The 22,867-nt window shown below is 62.9% G+C and carries 5 protein-coding genes; 1 reads left to right on the top strand and 4 read right to left on the bottom strand.

Annotated elements, in window-relative coordinates; all coding sequences use genetic code 11:
• Window positions 1–184 precede the first annotated feature (184 nt).
• A complete protein-coding gene (locus ACILSR_RS04360; RefSeq protein WP_395748501.1) occupies window positions 185–17,686 on the bottom strand; it encodes an autotransporter-associated beta strand repeat-containing protein in 17,502 nt (5,833 codons plus the stop codon).
• A gap of 376 nt (window positions 17,687–18,062) precedes the next feature.
• Here ACILSR_RS04360 and ACILSR_RS04355 point away from each other — a divergent pair, with 376 nt between their 5' ends.
• Complete coding sequence (locus ACILSR_RS04355; RefSeq protein WP_395748500.1) at window positions 18,063–19,247, top strand: hypothetical protein; 1,185 nt, start codon at window positions 18,063–18,065, stop codon at window positions 19,245–19,247.
• A 7-nt stretch (window positions 19,248–19,254) separates the two neighbouring features.
• Here ACILSR_RS04355 and ACILSR_RS04350 read toward each other — a convergent pair whose 3' ends face one another.
• The 3 genes from ACILSR_RS04350 to ACILSR_RS04340 are packed head-to-tail and all read right to left on the bottom strand — an operon-like array spanning window position 19,255 to window position 22,696.
• Entirely contained in the window at window positions 19,255–19,947 is a 693-nt protein-coding gene (locus ACILSR_RS04350; RefSeq protein WP_395748499.1) for a response regulator, read from the bottom strand.
• A gap of 23 nt (window positions 19,948–19,970) precedes the next feature.
• Window positions 19,971–21,719, bottom strand: coding sequence for a histidine kinase (locus ACILSR_RS04345; RefSeq protein ID WP_395748498.1), 1,749 nt, complete (start codon window positions 21,717–21,719; stop codon window positions 19,971–19,973).
• Window positions 21,716–22,696 (bottom strand): ABC transporter substrate-binding protein, encoded by a 981-nt coding sequence (locus tag ACILSR_RS04340; RefSeq protein WP_395748497.1) that lies wholly within the window; start codon window positions 22,694–22,696, stop codon window positions 21,716–21,718. Before ACILSR_RS04340 ends, ACILSR_RS04345 begins: the two co-directional genes overlap by 4 nt.
• Window positions 22,697–22,867: the final 171 nt, after the last annotated feature.

The raw sequence follows: 22,867 nt of genomic DNA, 5'->3' as shown, positions 1-22,867 counted from the left end.
GTGCCAGGACCCCGTCCTTCATTTCAGCGGCGGCTGAAGGTTATGCTTAGCCCTCACATTTCCCCTGCGGAGACGGCCGCATGCGAAAACAAAACTGCGGGCGCATTGCCGTGCAATGCGCCCGCAGCTTCTGTCTCAGCCCCAACAACGGCCCGGACGGCTGGGCAAAAACGCGCCCCTTTTTTTAACAACTGCGACGACGGCGGCGGCGGAACACCAGCAAGGCCAGCCCGGAGAGCAGCAGAGCCGCGCGCCCCGGCTCCGGCACCACGACGATGATGCCGTAGTTGGCAAACAGGCTCGTGTCATACAGCAGCCCAGAGAGATTGAGATCCGGCAGCTCCAGATCTCCCAGCAGGCCGCCGGCGCGGAAATTGCCGCCCACACTGAAGCCATTGCCCGTGACGGAGGACCAGTCGATGAGATTGAACACATCCCCCATGGCGGGCTGGTAGCTGGTGCCGCCATTGCCGACGAACGAGATGTGTCCGCCGCTGTTCATCGTGAAGGATCCGGTGACCACCAGGTGATCATGATTTCCGCCGTGCTGCGTGTCAAAGAAGCTGGCCTGCGAGGTGAGATAGGAGGCAAAGTTTCCGGCGGCGAGGTGCGTGGCAAAGTTGGCCGAATCATTGTAGTCCGCACCATTGGCAGCACCCATCTGCAGCGTGAGGCGGTCCACACCGGTGCTGTCTCCCGTGAGCACCACATTGCCGTTCACCGTGAGAAGTCCGATGCCGTCTCCCGCAGTGGCGCTGTTCGTGGGATCCGAGGACATGCCCGGAAGCAGGACACCCGCACCACCGTCTGTGCCGACGATGAGGCTGCCCGCGCCGGTGACCACCGTGCCGGAGCCGCTCAGAGGACGGTCAAAGACGAAGTCTCCCGCAGTGCTGTTGGAGAAATCAAACGAGGCGCCGTTGTTGACCTCGATCCAGCTCGTGCCGGACACCGCGCCCGCGCCTGCCAGAGCCAGCGTGCCTTGCGTCACGGTGGTCTTGCCGGTGTAGGTGTTGTCATTGGTGAAGGTCACCGTGCCGGAGCCCTGCTTGTTGACGCTGAGCACGTCTCCCGGTGTGGACTCTGAGATGACACCGGTGAACACCACACCTTTCTCTCCGGGGGTCACTTCTCCATTGGAGGAGGACACCAGGGTGATCTCGCGGATGTTGTCCACGCCGGGCAGGAAGGAATGCTGCAGCGTCACATTGCCATTGAAGTAGCTGCTGCCGCTGGTGAAGCTGCCGCCGAGCATGGTGCTTCCGGTGCCGTTGGTGTCATTGACGTCGATGTCGTTGAGGATGGTCATGCCTCCGTTCGCGGCGATGAGGGCGACATTGGCGTTCGGAATGTCCTGCAGCCAGTGCACGGGATCGGTGGAGGCCGTGTTCACGCTGTTCACGTCTGAAGAAGCCTGGAAGAACTGCAGGCCCGCCTGGGTTGCCCCGCTGGTGATCGCGATGCTTGAGCCGTACTTCATTTCTCCGGACGCATCGAAGTCGGCCACGCGCACCAGGTTCATCTGGCCGCAGGAGGCGTCCACGCTCACCACCTGGTACACGCCGTTGTATTCGGGGTGCTCGCTTTCATTCTTGACCAGGATGCGCTTGCCCACGTCCGCGGCGGTGATGGTCACTCCGTCCACCACGGCCTTCACATTCAGGAAGGCGCCGCTGCCCGCACCGCTGGCCCCGTTGCCCGCTGGATCGTAGCTGCCGGAGGTCTTGGTGATGAGCGCGCTGGTGGTGGCGAGGTAGGCGCTGTTCAGGTCATAGCGGGTGTCGCCAAGCTCCACGACCGTGGAGGAAAGCGCGCTGTCATCAAACACGCTCAGAGTGCCGCTGCGGATGACGGTGCCGCCGTCAATGGGGGAGCCGGCGCTGCCGGAGATGCCGTAGCTGTTGGCCGCTCTCAGCTCCACCGTGCCCGCGCCGATCTTCACCACATTGGTCATGGGAGAGAAGCCGCCGCTGGAGATGGCATCGCCAAACGTGAAGGTGGAGGATCCGTCGGCCTCGAAAAACACATTGGTGGAAATGTCCTGGTACAATGAGACCGTGCCGCCGATGCCGAAGCCATAATTCCCGCTGGTCTGCCGTGTGCCGATGACCGTGATGCCTTCGTCATTGCCGTCAAACGTGTTCATGGAAACCGGATTGGTCACGGCGGAGGCGGTGCCGGAGAGAAGAAGCTCCACGCGAGCATCGATGGGATGCGTGCCCACGAACGGCTGGCCGCCGAGGTAGATGCCATTGAAAGGATCGCCAAAGGCCTGGTTGCTGGCGCCGATGAGCGTTCCCTGCAGGACGGACACATCTCCGGAGAACGTGTTCGCGCCGGAGAGAGTCTGGACACCTCCACCCACTTTGACCAGCCGGCCGTTGCCGCTGATGACGCCGGAGAAATCGGCGTCCAGGGTGGCATCACCTCCCACATTGAAGGTGGACTGGTCGATATTGAGCGCTGCGCCTGCCCCCCCTGCAAGCGAGCCGACCGTGACGTCAAATCCGGTGCCGGCTTCCGTCCAATACGAGCTGAGGATGGCGCCATCGCTGATGATGAAGCGCGAGTAAGGAGAGAAGGCATTGTTTGACCCGGCGAACAGGGTCCCCTGCTGCACGAGCGTGCTGCCGGTGTAGCTGCTGAAGGAGTCGGCGATGGCGCCGCCGCCCGTGCTGGCGCCGAACACCGTCTCACCCGCGCCAGTTTTCACCACCGTGAGGGCCGCGGTGCCGCTGCCAAAGATGCCGGTGGCCACGCCATCGCGCAGGCCCACGCCCACATCCTGGTAGGTGGGCCCGGATTTCGTGCCCGAGTCAAAGGTGATGGTCGCGGCGGTGTCAGATGCATTTTCAATGCCTGCGGTCTTGGCGAGCCCCGTGCCTCCGGTGAAGACGAAGTTCTTCGTGAAGGTCATGCTGTTCCCGCCGAGCTGGAGGGTGCCGTAGTTGCGGAAGGCCACGATGTTGTTCGTGCCCAGCGCATTCACATTGCCGATGCGCAGCGTGGCGTTGCGGCCCGGATTGACAGCGGTGCCGTTGTCCCCGCCGATGGTGAGAAGGCCGCTGTAGCCGGAATTGTCCCCGCGCATCCAGACAGTGAAGAGCGCGCCGTTGCCCTGCGTGCCGCCGCTGTTGTTGCCGTCGATGTAAACGCTGTTGCTGCCGATGATGCTGCCGGTGACGTCAAACACCGCCTGCTGCACATGGCCGACGAGGGCGGCATCGAGGTTGCTGTTGTCCTCGTAGTAGAGGCGCACCAGGCTGCTGGAGCCGGAGCCCACGTTGATCTGATTGGTGAAGTGGGTGACGGAGCTTTGCGGCAGGTAGCCCACGGCGATTCGCACTTCCTGGTGAAGATTGTCCCTCACAACGATGTCGCGGTTGACCGTGAGGTCGATGTTCGCGGAATCAAGACCGGTGGTGTTGTTGCCAAAGAAGCGGTTTTCAATTCGCATCTGAATGGTGGAGGTCTGTGCGCCGGTGGGATCGCCGAAGTAAATCTTGCCGGTCGGATTGAAGATGGCGCCGCTGTTCATCTGCAGCCCCACGAAGCCGTCCTGGATGTCCAGATCGCCGGTCCACTCGTGCAGGGAGGAGTAGAAGCGCAGATTGCCATCCCCCAGCTTGATGATCTTGCCGGAGCCCATGATGCCGCCTTCATTGGGATTGATGAGGAATTCGGAGTTGCCCGTGCCGCCGGCGTCCGCATAGCGGTTCCCCTGCGTCTGGAAGGTGAGGTCTCCGATGATGTTGAGGATGCCGTCCAGCGTGGGCTGGCGCTGGGTGCTGCCGTCAAAGAGGATCTGGTCTCCGGCATTTTCGCCGATCTGGAACCACTCCCTGAAACGGATCTGGTTGTCACGGCTGCCGTCCCCGCGCTTCATCGCAAATTCAATGATGGCATTGTTCTTCACGATGGTGGCGTCCGCCCACGACTGCGTGGTGCCAAAGACGGAATACTGGTCGTTGTCGTTCCCCTGGCCCTGGATGTTCACGCGGACGGCATTGACGCCGTCGCCGATGATGGTGAGGCCGGTGTAGTTGTTCACGACGCCGAGCAGGTCCTGCGTGGCGGTGGTGGCGGCGCTGCGGTTGCCAAACTGCACCGTGCCCGAGCCGAGGATCTGCAGACCGCCGGCATTGGGATTGTTGGTGCCGTAGGCGGTGATGATGTTGTTCGTCTCCGAGGAGATCTGGTTCGTGGCCGAGCCGCGGACGACCAGCACGCTGCCTGCATCCGCCACATTGAGGATGCCATTGCCTCCGCCGAGCGTGATGTGCTGCGTGAGGTCCGTGCTGGTGGCGCCGACGGCCGAGAAGTTCAGCGTGCCGCCATTGAGGAAGAAGCCGGAGGTGGTGCCAAAGCGCGAGAGCGCGTCCACGGACACCACGGCGGAGCCGGTGATGTGAGTGGCGCCGGTGTAGTTGTTCGCGCCGCCGAGCACCGTTTCGCCAGTGCCGGTGAAGACCACATTCTGCGCACCCGTGATGCCCGCGTCCAGATTCACCAGACCGGTGGCGTAGTTGTGAATGAGGAGATCGACGCTGCTGCTGCTGGTGTTCAGCGCCACGCTGCTGCTGAGAGGCGTGCCGGTGGTGTAGTTGCTGGTGATCAGCAGGCCGCCGTCATTGAGCGTGAGAGTGCCGCTGGCGATGGAGCCGGCCGCTGTATTGAAACGAACCGAGTTCGTCGTGGCTGCGGTGAGACCGGCGCCGATCACATCCGTCTGGACGCCCGCGCCAAAGATGTTGTTTGAATAACCCGTGTAGGCGATGACGTTGCCTGCGGCGTCCGTCGCGGCCCAGTCGGTGGCGTAGCCGCTTGCGGATGCATTCGCGCCAAAGGTGGCGTAGGAGCCGATGCGCGCCAGGCCCTTCATCCCTGCATTGGAGAAATTAATCACACCGCCCGCAATGGACTGGAAGTGCAGGGTGCCGGCCGCAGCGCGGGTGATGGAGGCGCCTGCGATGCTGACCGTGCCAGTATTTCCGAGCCCGTTGCCGAGCACGGCGATGGCATTGCCTCCCTGGTTGACCTTGAGGCTGCCGAAATTTTCCGTGAAGGATGCGCCGCTGCCATCCATGACGAGCACACCGCCTGCGAGGGTGAGGCTGGCACCGTTGCCCACGCGACGGTTCAGATTCACATCGTAGCCGGTCAGCGCCAGCACACCGCCCATCACGTTCACACCTTCTACCGTGCTGTCGCCTGCGCTGGAGCCCAGGAGATTCACACGGCCGCCGCCCTGCTTGGTGATGGAGGAGGTCACCAGGCCGCCGCCGTCCACAAAGTTCACCTTCAGATCCACCGTGCCGCCGCTCGCGGCAAACAGGCCCAGGTCACGCGTGTAAGCCGCGGTGGCCTGGGTGAAGGTGATGCTGCCCGCGCCCGTGCCGAATGTCACGCTGCCGTTCGTGTTCACGCCGCCGAGCGTGGTGTTGCCCGTGGTGTTGCCCAGCCCGTAGTTGCCATTGCCGGAGGCGTTGTTGGGATCGTGCGTTTCCACGCCGACCTCCCAGGAGCTCAGATTGAAAACGGAGCCGCCGTTCAGCAGGAAGAAGGCCAGATTGGCCGCGCCCGTGCCGTTGCCGGAAAGCACATCCCTGCCGCCCATCTGCAGGCCGATCATCGGATTGGTGGCATAGGCATTCACCGTGGCCGCCGCGGCGTCGGTGTAGAAATTGCCCGTGCCGCCATAGTAGAGGGTGCCGCGAATGATGCGGATGCGGCCGGCGGCGTCATACTGCTGACCGATCTGCACGGCGGACTCGTCATTGTTCGCCGTGACCTCCATGCGCAGCACCTGGCTCTGATTGTAGATGTCCACCGGGCCTGTGAGAGCGCCTGCGGCTGAATCGCGCACGATGCCGTTCAGGTAGAACAGGCCTAAGGCGCCCGTGTAGGTGCTGAACATGCGCGAGTCCGTGAGCGCTCCGGAGCCGATGGCCGTGCTGCCGCCATAGATGTTCCCCTCGATGGTGCCGAGTCCGGTCGTGTTGTTAAACACACGCGGGACAAACGTGCGGGCATAGGCCGTGGCTCCGCCGGAGTCCACATTGTCCACGATGACATTGCCCGCCCACACGGAGTTGTTTTCGATCTGCAGCGCGGTGTTGGCGCCGGAGATCTTGCCAATGTAGAGATCCACACCGGTGATGCGCGCACCGAGGCCGATTCCCAGACCGCCTGCGGCTGTGACATTGACCTGCGTGCTGGCGCCCAGAGACCGGTCATGCCGGGCAAAGAGCATGCCCTGGTTCACGCTGGTGAGACCGGTGTAGTAGTTCACGGCGTCCAGGTACAGGGAGGCGCCGCCAGTCTTCGTGAGGCCGTTCGCGTTCACGATGCTGGAGTTCATGTAGAAGTAGTTGTTGTCAAAGTCGGTCGCGCGGTAGGCGTTCGCGGCGTCTGTGGTGTTGTAATGCGCCCAGATGCTGCCGATGAAGAAGTTTGCCTCCATGCTGTTGAAGTCCGTGGAGCCGCCGTTGAGCGAGCTGCGGATGTCCAGGTTCGCGTTCGCATTGAAGGCGGCCCCCTTCATGTTCTGAATCCCCAGGTTGGCCATCTGGATCATGCCGGAATTGATTTTAAGCGTGCCCCCGTCCGAAATGATGAGGCTGGTCCAGTTGCCGGCACCATTGACTCCCGCGGCATACGACTCCGAGGCAAAGGTGAGAGAATTGACCTCCAGATTGATGCCGGCAGGCAGCGCGCAGTCCGCCGCCACCGAGCCCAGGGTGAGGATGGAGTTTTGACGGTTGGTGAATTCTCCAGAGCCGAGGCTGTCGCTGACGACGCCGACGATCTTGAGGTTCTGATCCGCGCTGAGGCCCTGGTCTTCGAGACGAAGAGTCGTCGTCTGCGCAGTGCTGAGGCTGGACACCTCCTTGTATTCGGAGTCCAGCAGCGGGCGCAGGAAGTGCTCTCCGGCGCTGTTCGTCACGGCCGTCACCAGCCGTGTGGCCACATAGTCTTCATTGAAGATGTTGCCGGTGCCTGCCGCATTGTACCAGTTTGGACGGACACCGCCAAAGAAGCCCGGCAGGATGGCGGCGTTGCCATTGCTGCCATCGCCCGTGCCGACCAGCGTGGGCATCACATCCACCTGGACCACGGCCAGGTTGGCATTCGCATTCGAAGGGATGCTGGCATTGAAGCCCGCACCGGCGAAGTCGAGGCCGGCGTCAAACAGGCGAAGCTGCACGCTCGCTCCGGTGGCGCGGATGATGTCGTTGTAGTGCCAGCCGATGTACTCGCCTTTCAGCACAGGCACGCCGCCCGCAAGAGTGGCTCCCATGTCAAACTCGATGCCGAGCTGGCCCGCCTGCACGGTGGCGGTTCCGAGTTTTTCAATGCCGGAGTAAACGCCGCCCGTGGACTCCATGCGCATGCGGACATAGCCATCGGTGACAAGCGCCATGTTGTCGCCCAGACGGCTGCGGGTTTCATCCGCCGTGGTGCTGTCGCCATTCAGGCCGAGGAAGCTGTTGCGCTCCAGGGTCATCGTGCCGATCCCCAGCACGCGGCCGGCGTCATACACGCGGGTGGTGCCGGAGGCGGCGATGTAGTTGCCGGTGAAGTTGGACTCGTTGGAATAGAAGCGGAATTCGCCGTTGCCGATCTTGATGATGTCCGCGGTGCCATAGGTCTCGCCGCCGCCGCTGTTGAGGTAGATGTTGCTGCCGTTGCGCAGATTGAAAACGGCATCGCTGAGGATGTTGATCTGGCCGCGCAGGTAGTAGGCGCGCACGGTGCCCGTGCCGCTCACGGCCTGGAAGGTGCCGCCGCCCTGGTAGCCCTGGCCTTCCAGCGTCAGCCATTCATAGAAGCCCACATCCGCATTCGTCACATTCATGAGCAGCGTCCCGTTCGGGCCGATGTAGGTGCTGTCCGCCCAGCCGCTGTAGGTGCCCAGCGCATTGGAGGCGGAGGAGGCCTGCCCGGCGATCTTGATGGTGCCGTTGTTGATCAGTGTCAGCGAGTTGTAGCCGTTGTACATGTTCTCGCGGGTCGTGTTGTCCGGTGCGCCGGTGAGCACCAGCGTGCCGCCGCCTTCCACCGCCAGACCGCCGATCAGCGGACGGGTGAAGTCGATCGGCGTGTCTCCCGCCGGCACATCGGTGACATCGCTGGTGATGTAGCCGTTGATGGTGAGGGAATTCCCCGCAGCCACGTTGAAGGTGGCGCCGCTGGCACCAATGAAGACGGTGCGTGCTCCGTTCAGCGTGATGTTGTCCGTCACCGCCAGCGTGCCGCCGTCGATGTGGAGATTGCCGCTGTCCAGGATCGCCCAGAGTCCGGCGTTGTTGGTGCCCCCCGCATTGGTGCTCACATAGACGCCGCTGGTGTAGCCGGAGCCGCCGCTGGTGAGCGTGGTGGTGGTGATGTTCTGGGTGCTGTTGGAGGAGTAGGTGCCTGCCGCGCCCGTGCCGCCGCCGCCGCCGAGGAAGAACAGCGGGACATTGTTCTGGCTCACGCCGGTGTTCGTGCCGTTGTACTCACGCACCAGCCGGGCGATGGAGCCGCTGATGCTGCCCAGTGCCGACTCGCTGGAAATCTGCAGCGTGCCGCCATTGATGTAGGTGTCTCCGGTGTAGCTGTTGTTTGCCGTCAGCACCGTGGTGCCCACACCGCCCGTGACCAGATTCACCACGCCCGCGCCGCTGTTGGTGATGGTGGCGGAGATCGTGGTGACACCCGTTCCGTAATTGTGCAGCAGGATGTCCCCTGCCCCGTCGCGCGTGAGAATGCCGTTGCTGATGTTCACGTCGCCGCCGGCGGCGTAGCTGACCAGCATGCCGCCGTTCTCCACGGTCAGCGTGCTGCCGCCGAGGTTCAGATCCGCCGCCGCGCCAAACTTGATGGAGTTCGTTGCGGTGGGTCCGGCCAGCGTGGTGGAGGTGGTCACCTCCGTGTTGTTCCCGGTGGCAAAGGCGTTCAAATCATAGCCGGTGAAGGCCTTCACACCGGTGGTGCCTTCACGTGCCGCCCAGTCCGTCACCTGGCCCAGCGCATTGCCATACACAGCCCAGTAGCCCAGACGGGCGCCATCCGTGGTGGTGAGGCCGGGAGCGGTGAGATTGATGACACCGCCGGCGTTTTCGACGAAGGCCATCGTGACTCCGGACGCAGGATTGAGCGCGATGGTGGAGTCGATGGTCACCGTGGCGCCGCCCCTCACCGCAAGGCGTGAGCCTCCGGAGTTCAGCGTGAAGTCGCTGAAGTTTTCCTGCGCGCTGCCCGCCGTGGCATCCACGATCAGGTAGCCGCCGCTCAGGGTGAGCTTCGCACCATTGCCCACGCGGCGTCCGCCATTCACGTCGTAACCGGTGAGGATCAGGGTGCCACCCAGCATCTTGAGAGATTCCACCGTGCTGTCTCCGGCCGTGGACCCCAGCAGGCGCACCGTGCCGGCGCCCACCTTGGTGATGGAGGAGTTCACCAGATCGCCGCCATCGAGGAAATTCACCCGCATGTCCACGGTGCCGCCGCGTGCGGCGTACAGGTTCAGATTGCGGTCATACAGCGTGGTGCCCTGCGTGAAGCGAATGCTGCCCGTGCCGGTGCCATAGGTGATGGTGCCGCTGATGTTTTCGCCGCCGAGGCTCGTGTTGCCCGTGGTGTTGCCCAGTCCGTAGTTGCCATTGCCCGTGCTGTTGTCCGGATCGGCGGTGTCCACGCCCACGTTCCAGCTGGAGAGATTGAAAACAGTGCCCGCATTGTGCAGGAAGAAGCTCACGTCCGAGGAGCCGGTGCCGTCTCCGGAGATGATCGAGCGCCCGCCCATCTGCAGGCCGGAGAAATCATTGTCCGGATTCTGCGCCAGTGCGGCCGCGTCCGTGTAGAAGTTTCCCGTGCCCATGTAGCGCAGCACGCCGCGCACGATGCTGATGCGCCCCGCGGAGTCATACTGCTGGTAGAGGTGCACATTCGCCGTGTCCGTGCTGGCGGCCACTTCCATCCGCAGCACGTCGTTGTAACTGTCCCCAGCTGCGAGATTGATCGCACCGGTGGACTTGTCCCGGATCTGCCCCATGAAGTCCAGCGTGGTCAGAGATGCGCCGGTGAGCGTGGTGAAGATGCGCGCGGTGGCCTCATTGCCACGTGAGACGGCGGTGTCTCCGCCGTAGATGTTGCCGTCGATCTTGAAGACGGTGTTGGAAGTGCCCGCAAGAATGCGCGGGACAAAGTTGCGTGTATACCCGCCCGCGCTGCCGGTGGAGTCCACGTTGTCGATGATGATGTTGCCTCCCCATTCGGCGGCATCCCCTTCCCCATAGACCGCATAGTTGTTTGCGTTCATCGGGCCGACGTAGATGTCCATGCCGCGGATGAAGGAGTTGTAGCCCAGCACGAAGCCGCCACCGCCGGTCACATTCAGGCGCGTGCTCTGGCCCAGCGCCAGGTCATGCCTTCCATACAGCAGGCCGTAGTTCACCGTCGTGTCTCCGGTGTAGTAGTTCGCCGCTTCCAGCGTCACGCTGGAGGCGCCGGTTTTGGTCAGCCCGTTGCCACCCGTGTTGTAGATGCTGCTGCGGATGATGGCGGTGGTGTTGTCACCGTCCGTGTTGGCATACGCGCTGTTGCCGGAGATGTTGTACTGCGCCCACTCGCTGCCGGCGTAGATGATCGCCTCTTTGCCGTTGAAGTTGAGATTCCCCCCGATGATGTAGTTGTTCATGTCAAGGTTCACACCGGTGTTGGAGGAGTTGCCCAGGCGGTCCATCGTGCCGATGTTCGCAAACATCAGCACGCCCGAGTTGATCTTCAGCGTGCCGCCGAGTGTCATCAGCAGGTTCACGTTGTTGCCTGCTCCGTTGACATTGCTGCCCGTGGCGTCCGTGGCAAAGGTCACGGAGTTTGCCTCCAGCGTGGAGTCCAGCGTGAGGATGGAATTGATGCGCGAGGTAAATCCGCTTCCGATGGCGTCCGCGGTGACGCCCACGAATCGCAGGTTCTGGTCCGCGCTGCTGCCCGCTGCGGCGAGATCCAGAGGCCCGGCGCTCGCGGTCACGCTGCCCGCGTCGCTGATGATCTTGTAATCCGTGGAGCCCGGCGCATCCGAAAGCGGACGCAGGTAGTTCACCGCTGCTCCAGTGGTGGGATCGATGCCCGCCACGGAGGTCATGAGGTAGCGCGTCGTGCGGTCTTCGTCCCAGATGACGCCCGTGGTGGTGTTCAGGAAATTCGACGGGCGGGTGCCGCCGAAAAATCCGGGCAGGATGGCGGTGTTGCCATTGCTGCCATCTCCCGCGCCAATGAGCACCGGCGCATTGTCCACCAGCACCAGCGCACGGTTGGAAAGGTCGGTCACTCCGGTGGAGATGTCCGTGCCCGGGTCAAAATTGCGCACCATCACCACGGTGCCCGGGTTGCGGACGATGTCGGTGAAGCGCCAGCCGGCGTAGTCTCCCACGAGCTGCGGTGCGCCGTTCACGATGGTGCCCGCCAGGTCAAACTCGATGTTGAACACGCCGCTGTTGACGGTCGCGATGCCGACTTTCTCGACGCCCGAGAACACGCCGCCGGTCGCCTCCATGCGCAACTTTGAGTAGCCATTGATCGCCACACTCAGGTTGTCATTCAGGCGGTCGCGGAATTCATCCGTCGTGGTGCTGCCGGCGCCGTAGCCGAAGTAAGTATTGCGGTCCAGGGACATGGAGGTCATCCCCTGCAGGTTGCCCGCGCCATACATGCGCGTGTTGCCGCTGCCATTGAGAAAGCGCCCGGTCCAGTCCGGAGCGTTTTCGTAGAACTGGAATTCACCATTGCCGATGCGGGAGATGTCTCCCGTGCCGTACATGGCTCCGCCCTGCTCCCCGAAGCGAATGGTGCTGCTGTTGCTGTTGTTGACCAGCATGGCCGCGTCCACAAACAACTGGCCGTTGAGACGCACGGTGCGTGCGGTGCCGGTGGTGATGAGGCTGCCGCGTCCCTGATAGCCGCGACCACGGAAGGTGATCCATTCATTCAAAGTGGGATCTGACGTGGCCGCCAGTTCCAGGCTGCCGTCCGCACCGATGATGGTGCCGTCTATCCAGGAGCGGTTTGAACCGAGAATGCCCGTGGCGGAAGTACCTGCGCTGGCGATCTTCAGCGTTCCTTCCGTGATCCACGTGATGCCACCATAGCTGTTCATCATGTTGGAGCGGATGACATTGTCCGGCGCGCCGGTGAGCACCACGGTGCCTCCGCCCAGGATGAGGAGGTCGCCGATGTCTGGATTGCCATTGATGGCGGGATCATCCACCGCGCCGAGATGGTTTGCGGTGAATCCATTGGTCGAATTGATGTGGCTGTAGTCGCTGGTGATGTAGCCGTTGATGGTCAGGGTCTTGCCAGCCGCAACATCGAGAGAGGCGCCGTTCGGGCCCAGGAAAATCGTGCGCGCGCCATCCAGCGTGACGTCCTGCGTCACCGCGAGCGTGCCGCCGTCGAAGTGGAGATTTCCGCTGTCGAGGATGGCCCACACACCGGCCGGGTTTTCAGTGGTGCGTGTGGTGTCGTCCAGGTTGGCCCACACACCCGTGGTGTAGCCGGAGCCGCCGCCCGTCAGGGAGGTGGCGGTGACCACGGTGCCATTGGAGTTGAAGGTGCCGGTGGCGGCCGTGATGGGTGCGCTGGCCGTCGTGAACACGATGGGCGCATTGCTCAGGCTCGTGTAGGCGGCCGTACTGGAGGAGGATCCGTTGCCGCCATTGTTCACGCGGACCAGGGAGGCGATGCTGCCGTTGATGGTGCCGAGATTGGCCTCGCTGGAAATGCTGAGCACGCCGTTGTTGATGTAGATCTCCCCGGTGTTCGTGTTGGCAGCCGTGAGAGCGGTGGTGCCGGTGCCGCCGAGCACGAGGTTCACTTTCGTGCCGCCATTGTCCGCGAGTGTGGCGCCGATGGTCAGCACGCCCGTGCCAAAGTTGTGAATCATGAGATCATTGGACGTGCCGGTTCCCGTGAGGTCGCCGTCAAAGCCGCTGGTGAGCACACCACCGCTGATGCTGCTGGCGCCGGCACTGTTGGAAGTGACGAGCATTGCGCCACCGCCCAGCGTCAGGGTCTGGCCGTCCAGCGAGAGGTTGGCCGGCGCATTGAAGCGCAGATTGTCCGGTGCGGCCGCGGCGCTGAAGCTGACATCTCCGCTGACGTCCACCGTATTTCCGCTCACGAAGTCGCTCTCGGCCGCACCGTTCACGTAGCCGGTGAAGGCACTGATGGCTCCTGCCGCGCCGTTGCTGGCAAAGTCGGTGATCTGCCCGGGCGCGGTGCCGTAGGTGGCATAGGACATGATGCCGGAACTGGTAAGGCCCGTGGCCTGCAGCGTGATGACCGCCGTGCCCGCGCCGCCTTCGATGAAGCTCATCGTCGCACCATCTTCCTTGGTGAAGTTTGCTGCGGCCGCGCCAAAGGCCAGCGTGTCCGTGCGGCCCGCACCTGCCAGCACGGAGATGGTGGACTCACCCGTCAGCAGACGGAAGGTGCCCGTGAGGCTCTCCGTGCGGTTGGCGATCGTGTCTCCGATGTAGATGAGTGCGCCGCCACCAAACATGGCCTGCGCAGAGGAGACGCTGAAGCGGTTGTTTCCCAGCAGGCTGCCGCTGGTGGGATTTCCCTGCCAGACGGCGGTGCCGCCCATGAAATTCCAGCGCTCCACGGTGGAGGCGCCGACCGCATTGGCATTGAACACGATCGTGCCCGGCCCCGTGATGTTGGCGATGGAGTTCACGCCCGTTCCGTTGTCCAGCAGACGTGCATTCACCACCATGGTGCCGCCGCGCGTCTGCGTGAATCGCAGATCCCGGTCTCCGCCCTGGTTTTCAAAGATGATGGAGTAGTTGGACGCTCCATCCACGGAGCCGATGTAAACCGTGCCGCTTTCGTTTTCACCACCGAGGCTGATCGTGCCGTCCCGGTTGTTGTTGTACACATACATCTGGCTGGACCAGTTCAGCACCTGGCCGTCCCGTGTCAGCATGAGGTGGGTGTCGTAGGTGCCGGTGCCGGCGCCGTCCGCGCCCAGGGCCAGGCGTGTGAAATAATCGTTGGCCTGGGTGAGGGCGTTCGCGCCATTGGTCTGGAAACCGGTGCCGTCATTTCCCGCGGCGTTCGGGTCATACATGATGCGGAAGTAGCCGCGGTTCAGGTCCAGTCGCCCCGTGGCATCCCACTGCTGGAAGACGTTCACATTGCCTTCATCGCTGCCGGTCATCTGGAAACGCAGGGAATGATTCGCGTCCAGCCGCGTGGCGGAATCGCCGGTGCGGAAGATGGAGGTGATGGCCGCGTTAAGCGGGTCGGTGCCCAGATTGCCCGTGGCCACGTCGCGGAACTGGCCGCGCAGATTCACGGTGTAGTTTTCGGCAATGTTGGTGGTGACGATGGGCGGGTCCATATAGGCGTCGCTGTCGCCAAAGTTGCGGTTGTTGTCCGTGTACAAATTCCCGTAAAGGGAGAGCGTGCCCTCGTTGCGTGAGGTGATGGTGTAGCTCTGGGACTCGGAGCTGCCTCCTGCATCGGCCACGTCCAGGATCACATCTCCGCCCCAGGTGCTGTGCGTCGCGCCTTCCGCGCGGAGCAGCGTCGGAGACCCCTGAAAGGTGTTGGTCGCCCGCAAATTAATGCCGGAGATGTTGGTGCCGTATTCCAGCAGAAACGCGGAAGCACCGCCAAGCTGCACCTCCCGGCCGGGAGCGCCCACGCCCAATGCCAGCGGATGGCGCGCGTCCAGCGCGCCCTGGTCGCTGCTGTAAATGTTGCCCGTGAAGCGGTTCGAAGTGTCCAGATACAGCGAGCCGCGTCCGGTGCGCACCAGATCCGTGGCATTGATGATGTGGGAGCGGATGTAGGAGCTGTTTCCCACGATGAAGTCGTACCAGTTCGTCGAGTCGCGGTCCAGATCATGCCAGGTGGCGCTGGAATTGATCAGCGCCGCTCGTCCGTTCATGTCCAGGGAGCCGCCGCGGATGACGCCTTCCAGGTTCGCATTGGTCGTCTCAACAAAGCTGGCAATATTGATGACGCCGGAATTGATCTTCAGGGTGACGCCCTGGCCGATGATGATCGTGTCCTTCGTCGCAGTGCCCACCACCTGCGCGGAGGCCACGGGGTCAAAGGCGATGGTGAGGGAATTGATGGCCGTGTCCGTGGTCACATTGCGCGCGGCGTAGTTGTTGCGGTCGCCATAGTTTTCCACACCGGTGATCGGCGCGATGTAGCGGTTCACCAGCCAGTTCGTGCCGGCGGTGGGGTTCAGCCCCGTGTCATATTCCGCTGCTGTCAGCGGGCGCAGATAGCCGCCGTCCAATGTCATGAGGCCCAGTCCCGCTCCGCCCATCATGTAGCTTCCCTGAACGGTCTCCAGCGGACGCGTGTAGGCGCCGATGGTGGGCGTCTGCAGCGTGGGCAGCACGCCGCCAAACATGCCCACCACGATGTTTTGGGAAGTCGTGCCCGGCGCGCTGTCGCCCACGGTGACGAGCCCCGTGGTGTCATGAATGGCCACCCGGTCATCCGTGACTCCGGTTCCCCAGGTGTGGCCGGGGTTCGTGTCGTAGATCTTGAGCACGCCGTTGTTGGTGCTCGTGAAGCTCTGCACCGCGCCGTCAAAGCGGCCGCCTGCGCGCGTGTCCAGGTAGAGCATGTTCGTGCCGAATCCGGCGACGACATTGCCGAAGTTTTCCTGGTTGGTCACCGTGCTGTCCGTCTCCAGCAGGAGATTGCCATCGCGCAGGATGAGCGTGCCGCTGTCATTGAGGCGGTTGTCATTGTTCACGCTGGCATACACGGAGTTTGCCGAATTGTTCAGCAGCGCCAGCGATCCCCAGCGGGTGATGGTGACCGTGCCTGCCTGATTGAATCCGCCATTGGCTCCCGCCAGCGACATGTTGAAATACACCGACGCAGCCTGGCCTCCGTTCCCCCGGTCAAAGCTGTTGGTGATCCACCGCCCCGTGGACTGCTTGATGAGGATGTCGCCGTCGAACGCGCCGTTGCTGCCGGTGATGCGCAGCTCGCGGGAGCCGCGCACGGTGAAGCCCGTGCCGTTGTTGCCCGGGCTGGTGTTGTCAAACGAGCCCTGAATTTCCGTCACACCCGGATGATCAAACGCACCCAGCGTGGAGTTGTAAACTCCCGAGCCGCCCTGCATGTCAAACAGGTTGCCGCTGCCGGTTGCGTTCGGACCGATGCCGGCTCCCACAAGATTGATCACCACGCCGGTGCCAAAAATCTGGTCAAACGACTGCCCGGCGCCGGTGCTGCCTTCACGGCCCCACACGCCGTTGTTCAGATTGACGGTGACGTTGTCAAAGTTGTCCGTGACCTTCACGTTGAGCGGGAAGGTGTTGGCGCCGGACCAGTAGGTGCCGAATGCCAGACGCGCGTCGGAGACGGAATTGCCCACGGTGGCGCTTGCGGTGCTGTTGACGCCATAAGGGTCAGAAGTGCGGCTGCCCAGCGTGGGGTCCACTCCGTCATACGCGTTCTTGTTGTAGCTCACATTGATCGTGACGCCGTCGAGTTTGTTGCCGTAGGTGGTCCCGCCGATGAGCGCGCCGCCCAGCAGGGCGCCATTGTTTTCAAACTTCAGCTTGCCCTCGTAAATGTTGATCGTTGCGCCGGCGCCGTTCTGAATGTCCGCATTGTGAAAGCGCCACTCGTTGGCGCCGAGCTTGCTCAGCGCGAACCCGCCGAGATCGAGCACAGGCGCGATCTCCGCCGTGGCCCCGGCGTTCAGGTGGCGCATGAGGGTGGCGGTGCTGTAGCCGCCCACGTTGGCGTCTCCATCGAGCGCGAGCCAGGAGATCACCGAAGTGCCGCTGGTGTTGCGCATGGCCCCCAGTCCGTCTGTACCTGCACCGCTGATGCGGAAGATCTCTGTGTCGTCCGCCTGCTGGGCGGTGTTGATGCCACGCAGGTCAATGGTGCCACCATTGCGTGCGATGGTTTCATTGCCCAGCCCCACCGCACCGGCGGCGTAGCTGTTGGACTCAAGTCGGATCAGGCCGGAGTTCGCCACCAGCTGCCCCAGGAAGGTGTTGTGGTTGTTGAGGATGACCCAGTTCACACTCGGGCTGCCCGAGGAAAGATCATCAAACACCAGCGTCTGCGCACCGTTGGTCCCGCCGCTGATGACGCCGCTCAGGGTGATGCCCTGGTTGTTCGAAACATCGAAGACGGACACGTCCAGCTCATTGTTCAGCACCAGGGCGGAGGAGATGGTGTCATTGCCGCCGCCGTCGGTTTTCACCAGGGTGGACACACCGCCGGAGGACTGGAAAGTGAGCGTGCCGCCCTGAATGGTGTAGCTGTTGCCGCCGGTGGTGTCGCCGATGCTGAGGTCCCCGAGAGTCACCGGAACATCCAGCGTGATCGTGGTCGTGCTGGTGATGTTGATCGTGCTGAAATTGGCAAACGCATCCACGCCGCTCGGGTAGTCGCTGCCGGCATCGAGGTTCCCCCAGTTCGCGGTGGCGCTCCAGGTGCCGCTGCCGTTCTTGGTCCAGTTGCCAATGGTGCTGTGCACGGCCTGTGCGCGGGCGCTGCTCAGAAGCGCGGAGATGAGCAGAATCCCAATGAGCAGGGCCAGCACGGTCCGCCCTGTGCGCAGGCATTTTCCTCTTTCGAATGCACGGGTGGGGAAAAGGTCTCGCGCGTAGGGGTTCGATGACGAAGTTAGGTTGGGTGGCATGATGGCTGGGGCGGTTTGCAGGGCTGCCGGGCACGGCCCTTGTGGTTGCCAGTCATTGTGCCTGATCGAAAATTTCTGCCTATCGGGACGCGGCTTGCATGTGAATGCAGGTTGGCCGTGCGGCGGACTACACTTTATGCAAAAACGCCTCTGAACTTTTTGCTTAGCCAGATCTAAGGCTGTGCATTTTGCCTTGGTATTCGGAAAAGATTGAACCCTTGTGCGTTTCTGAACACTGCGTCTGGATGCTGCCGCGCCCCGCGGTTTTCATCCCTCTCATTCACTTACGCCCTACATGTTTTCATTTTTTAACCGTCCCTCGCCGCGCCCCTGCTGTCCGAGTCCTCTTTCGTTTATATTCAAAAAAAACGCCCCCTTGTTCACGGCGCTCGTTCTCGCCGCGACTTACGCAAACGCCGGCGAGACCGTTCATGCGGAGGCATCCTCCTCCCATGAAAAAATCGAAAACACCGTGCACGAATGCACGCCCGGTCCCTGGGGCCGGCTCAGCTACTACTACTTTTTTCTCGAAGCTCCGGACCATGTGGTGGAGCAGATCCCCCTGCCCAGCACGACCACGAAGTGGGCTTTCAACCTGAAGGATCTCAGCCACATCGAGACGCTGTTGAAAAACGCGGGCATGTCACGCGGGCAGACGGAGCGCCTTCTGGCGCCGGGCCATGTGGTGCGGGACGAGCATCACGTACATCTCTTTCCCACCAACGCCGATGTCGAAGGCCTCACCCGGGAGGGACGCGCGCTGATCTACAATGATCTCGCCCGCGATCCCGCCAACGCCTTCCAGTATTCACCGGTGTTTTTTCTCACGGACTCCGTCGAGGAATGGGCCGCGGAATCCGGGCTGCCCTCCGCCATCGTCACCAAGATCTCCAGCTGGGCCTACAAGCAGGGAAGCGCCCTCGTCTTCTCGGACGTGCCGCTGCTGCTCAGCCAGGCCGAAAACGTGAGCGAGGCGCGCTTCATCATGCGCAAGCTCACGCGCGTGCGCACCCTGATGGCCCAGCTCGAGATCACGAAGGACGACTCCATTTCCGACCTCGTGGGCTACTGGTCCACCGGTCTCGGCCTGCGCAGAAAGGAACTCGAGCCGCTGATGAACGCCATCACTCACACCCGCGGCATTTCGCACCTGGACATTCTCCACCTCCTGCCTCCCGTGCCGCGAAAGGTGCTCTACACCTATCCGGACCTCAGCTACGCCGCGGAAGGCCCCCTGCCCGACTGCCACTGGACCAGCCTGAATTTTTTCAATCTCACACCGCAGCCCATTCTGCTGGACACACGGCTGGCCTCCAGCCTGGTGAAGCAGGATTTTGACAAGGTGGAGGCTCCCTACCGCTACGGAGATGTGCTCATGTTCATCGATGCAGACGGCCGCGCCGTGCACTCGGCCACCTACCTGGCGGACGACATCCTCTACACCAAAAACGGCTCCAATCTTCTCACGCCCTGGGTGCTCATGCGTCTCCCGGACCTTTCCAAGCTGTATGACACCGGACCCGGCAAAACCCGCATCGTGGGCTTCCGCCACAAAAAGTAGTCCCCGCTTACGAGTGCCCCAGTTTGCGCGACTCCATCCAGCGGATCGCAAAGCGCGTCACCGCCGCGCCATCCTCCAGCTTGAGCTTCTGCCGCATGTTCATTCGGTGCACGTCCACCGTCTTCGGGCTGATGCGCAGCGCGGCCGCGATCTCATGCGTCCCGCGCCCGTCCCCCATCATCTGGAAGATTTCAAACTCCCGGTCGCTCAGCTCGTCCAGCCCGCCTTCGAGGCGCGGCTTCGCTCCGCTGGTGTAGGCCTGGAAGATCTGCTCCGCGATGGTGTCGCTGAGCCAGCGCCCGCCGGCCGCCACTTTGCGCAGCGCGGCCTCATAGAGGTCGTAGCCCATGTTCTTCATCATGTAGCCCTTCGCTCCGGCCTTCAGCGCACGGTGCGCATAGTACGCCTCGTCATGCATTGAGATGACCAGCATCGAGAGATTGGGGTGCAGGGAATGCACGTCCTTGATGAATTCCAGGCCGTTGCGGTCCGGCAGCGTGATGTCAACCAGCATGATGTCTGGCAGGTCGGTCTCGATCTTTTCAAAGGCGGTTTTGCAGTCCCCCGCCTCCCAGCAGCATTCAAAGTCTGGCAGGCTGTCGATGAAGACCTTCATGCCGCCTCGCATCATGGTGTGGTCGTCGAGCAGCGCCACGCGCTTGCGCTGGGCGGGTGCTTTGGGGTTGGGAGTGGTGCTCATGGTTTTTGGAACTTGAATTTGAATCATGATGCAAGCGGCATTTCGCACACTGCGAGCGTCCCGCCCTCCGCTACGTCGCGTGGCTGGAAGGTCAGCGTGGCTCCCAGCGCGTCAGCACGCTGTCGGAGCATGAAGAGGCCCATGCCGTTCTGTTTTGCCCCCTCGGCGGGCACGAAGCGCACACCGTCATTCGCCACCTCCAGCCGCAGGATGTCCCGGTCACGGATCAAACTGATGGCGATCCACGTCCCGCGCCCATGCTTGGCGGCGTTCGTCGCCAGCTCCTGCGCGATGCGGAAGATCAACGCGGCCTCCTCGGTCTTCAGCACACCGCTGACATCCTCGCATGAAACACGGCATTGCAGTGCAAACGCACGCTCCAGGAACTTGCGCAGATCATCCAGCGCATCAGGCAGCTCCTGCGGCCCCACCGCCACGGGTGCCAGCCCGCGCGCATAGGCACGCGCCAGTTCGGACGTCTCCGCCAGCTCACGCGCCACATCCATCGCCAGTACAGACTGCGGGTGCCCGTCTCGCTTCAGGCTGCTGCCGAGCACGCCGCTTTTGAGCTGCGTGGCCGCCAGGCGCTGGCACACATCATCGTGCAGATCCTGGCCGATTCGCCTGCGCTCGTTCTCGGCCGCTTCCGTCTGCAGCTTGGCCATCTCCTTTTCCCCGGTGATCACGCTCGCCATGCCCGCCACCTGCACCTTCCCCGCCCGGTCATGCGCACGTGCGGTGGAAAAGGCGCGGCACCGCAGCCACTCGATCTTTTCCCCCGCATGCACGCGGATCTCCGCCTCGGCCTCCCCCGGTGCCGCGCGCAGGGAGCGCAGCATTTTCAGCGCCGCCTTGCGGTCCTGCCGCACCACCGCGCGCAGCCAGTCCCAGCGCCGCAAGCGCAGCTTCGAAGCCCTGCGCCCGAAGATCTCCTCGTAAGCCCTGTTGACATAGATCTGCTCTGCAAGCTCCGGCGGCGCCACCCAGAAAATGTCCCTCATGTTGGACGCGATCTGCCGGAACCTCCACTCAGACTCCTGCAGCTGGTGCGCGGCATCCGCGATGCTCTTTGAGATGGTCTCCAGTTCATCGCCGCCATCGATGGGGGGCGGCACCACCGCGTCCGGCCCGATGTGCCGCGTCTGCTCCACGATCAGCGCCACACGCTCGGTGATGAGCCATTGCAGCAGGCTCCACAGCAGAAGGCAGATGCCCAGCAGCACGCACACCTGGGACAGCATCTCACGCACCGCGTGGTTGACCGCCGAAGCGATGAACCAGTTCAGGTCATACTCCAGCACCACCAGCCCTTTGCGGGACTCCGCGCTCACGTCCATGAATGGAAACACCGCGATGAGATGCCCGCGCTCCAGGTCCTCCTGCATCAGGCCTTCGCTCGTGTCCTTGGCCTGCTGCACCATCGCCGGCGTGAGCGGCAGCGGGCATTCCCAGATGGAGACGCCACGCCACTGCTTGCGCGTCGCGTTGCGGATGATGTCATTGCCATCGGAGATCACTCCCAGGTGCAGGTCCGGATTGACCGATGCATAGCTGATGGCCAGGTCCGCCGACTGGGCGAGACGCCGCCGGAGGAAATGCTGCGCAAAGCTCGAAAGGCGCGTGCCCTCTTCATACGCCTGCAGCCGCATCTCACGGAAGCGGCGGTCCACGTCATGCTTGTACTGCCGTGAGATGTTCAGCACGATCATGAGCAGGCTGAAGACCATCACCAGCGCCGAGACACGGAACTGCAGTGTGAAAAAACGCTTCATGGCGCGCCCTCCAGAAATTTCGGAACAAACAGCCCCCTCGCTTTGATCTCCCGGTACAGCAGCCCGTCCAGCAGCATGTTTTGGATCATGTCGTTCACGCACTCCACCAGTCCGCCCTTGCCCGGCCTCATCAGCCGCAGGTTCTCCGCCGCATCCGGCAGATGAACCCTCGTCAAAGATCGCCGCCACTGCCCCTGGTCGAAACCCTCGCGCCGCAGCGCCGCATCCCGCCCCGCGTTCTCCGGGAGCTTCAGCTCCGCATTGTGCGCCAGGCATGCGGACACCAGAAAGCGCAGCTCCCGCTCATAGGTCTTCAGCGCCTCCTCACGCACCACCAGCACCCGGCTGAGCTTCAGGTCCATCCCGCTGCTGTCATGCAGCACCGCCGCGCCTTTCTCCTTCAGCCGCAGGCACCAGGGGTCCGAAGTCACCACCGCATCCAGATCCTTCTCGTCGTACGCATCCTCAGACTCCGCCAGGTTCAGCGGCACCACATGCACATCATTGAAGGACATCCCCTGCCCCCGCAGCGCCTCCCAGAGAAGGTACTCACCCGCGGACTTGAGCTCCACCCCCACGTTCTTTCCACGCAGGCTCCTCATGGACTCCAGCCCCGCGTGTCCCACCACGGCGTCTCCTCCCCGCGAGATGCCCAGCACGAGGATCGCCCGTGGCTTCGCCCCGTCCGCCTCCAGCCGGATCATTTCATCCAGCGTCACCACCGCCGCATCCACCACTCGTTTTCGAAACGCCCCCATCACCGCCGTGGGCCATGACATTTCCACGGTATTAATTCGCTGCTCGCTCGTGTTGCCTTCGTCACAGGCCATCACCAGACCTTCCGCGCCGGGCCAGATGTTCACCGCGATCGAAAGCGGGCGCTGGTAGCCAGATTCAGGCCACAGCAGCCCGGCCAGGCACAGCAAGGTGCCCAGTACAATGAGCGGCAGGAGACGTATCTGGACGGTTCTGTTCATGCATCTTTAGATTGTGCGCATCGTCAAACCGTCCACCACCTGACGGGACATTGCTGGCGACGATCTTTATACGTCCTACCGCCCCCTGACGGCCAGCTTTAATTAAATGGGCACGCATCCTGCCGCATCGCATCACCGGCTCAAAGCTTCGCCCAGGCTCACATGCGGCGC

The sequence above is a fragment of the Prosthecobacter sp. genome (assembly GCF_044222565.1).
Classification (GTDB): Bacteria; Verrucomicrobiota; Verrucomicrobiia; order Verrucomicrobiales; family Verrucomicrobiaceae; genus Prosthecobacter.
Note: the sequence above shows the minus strand (reverse complement) of the source record. Positions and strands in the feature narration are given on the sequence as shown.

What these genes read in the sequence shown, in the direction of transcription:
- ACILSR_RS04360 (WP_395748501.1), bottom strand. Translation starts at nt 17,686, where the DNA reads ATGCCACCCAACCTAACTTCGTCATCGAACCCCTACGCGCGAGACCTT.
- ACILSR_RS04350 (WP_395748499.1), bottom strand. Translation starts at nt 19,947, where the DNA reads ATGAGCACCACTCCCAACCCCAAAGCACCCGCCCAGCGCAAGCGCGTG.
- ACILSR_RS04345 (WP_395748498.1), bottom strand. Translation starts at nt 21,719, where the DNA reads ATGAAGCGTTTTTTCACACTGCAGTTCCGTGTCTCGGCGCTGGTGATG.
- ACILSR_RS04340 (WP_395748497.1), bottom strand. Translation starts at nt 22,696, where the DNA reads ATGAACAGAACCGTCCAGATACGTCTCCTGCCGCTCATTGTACTGGGC.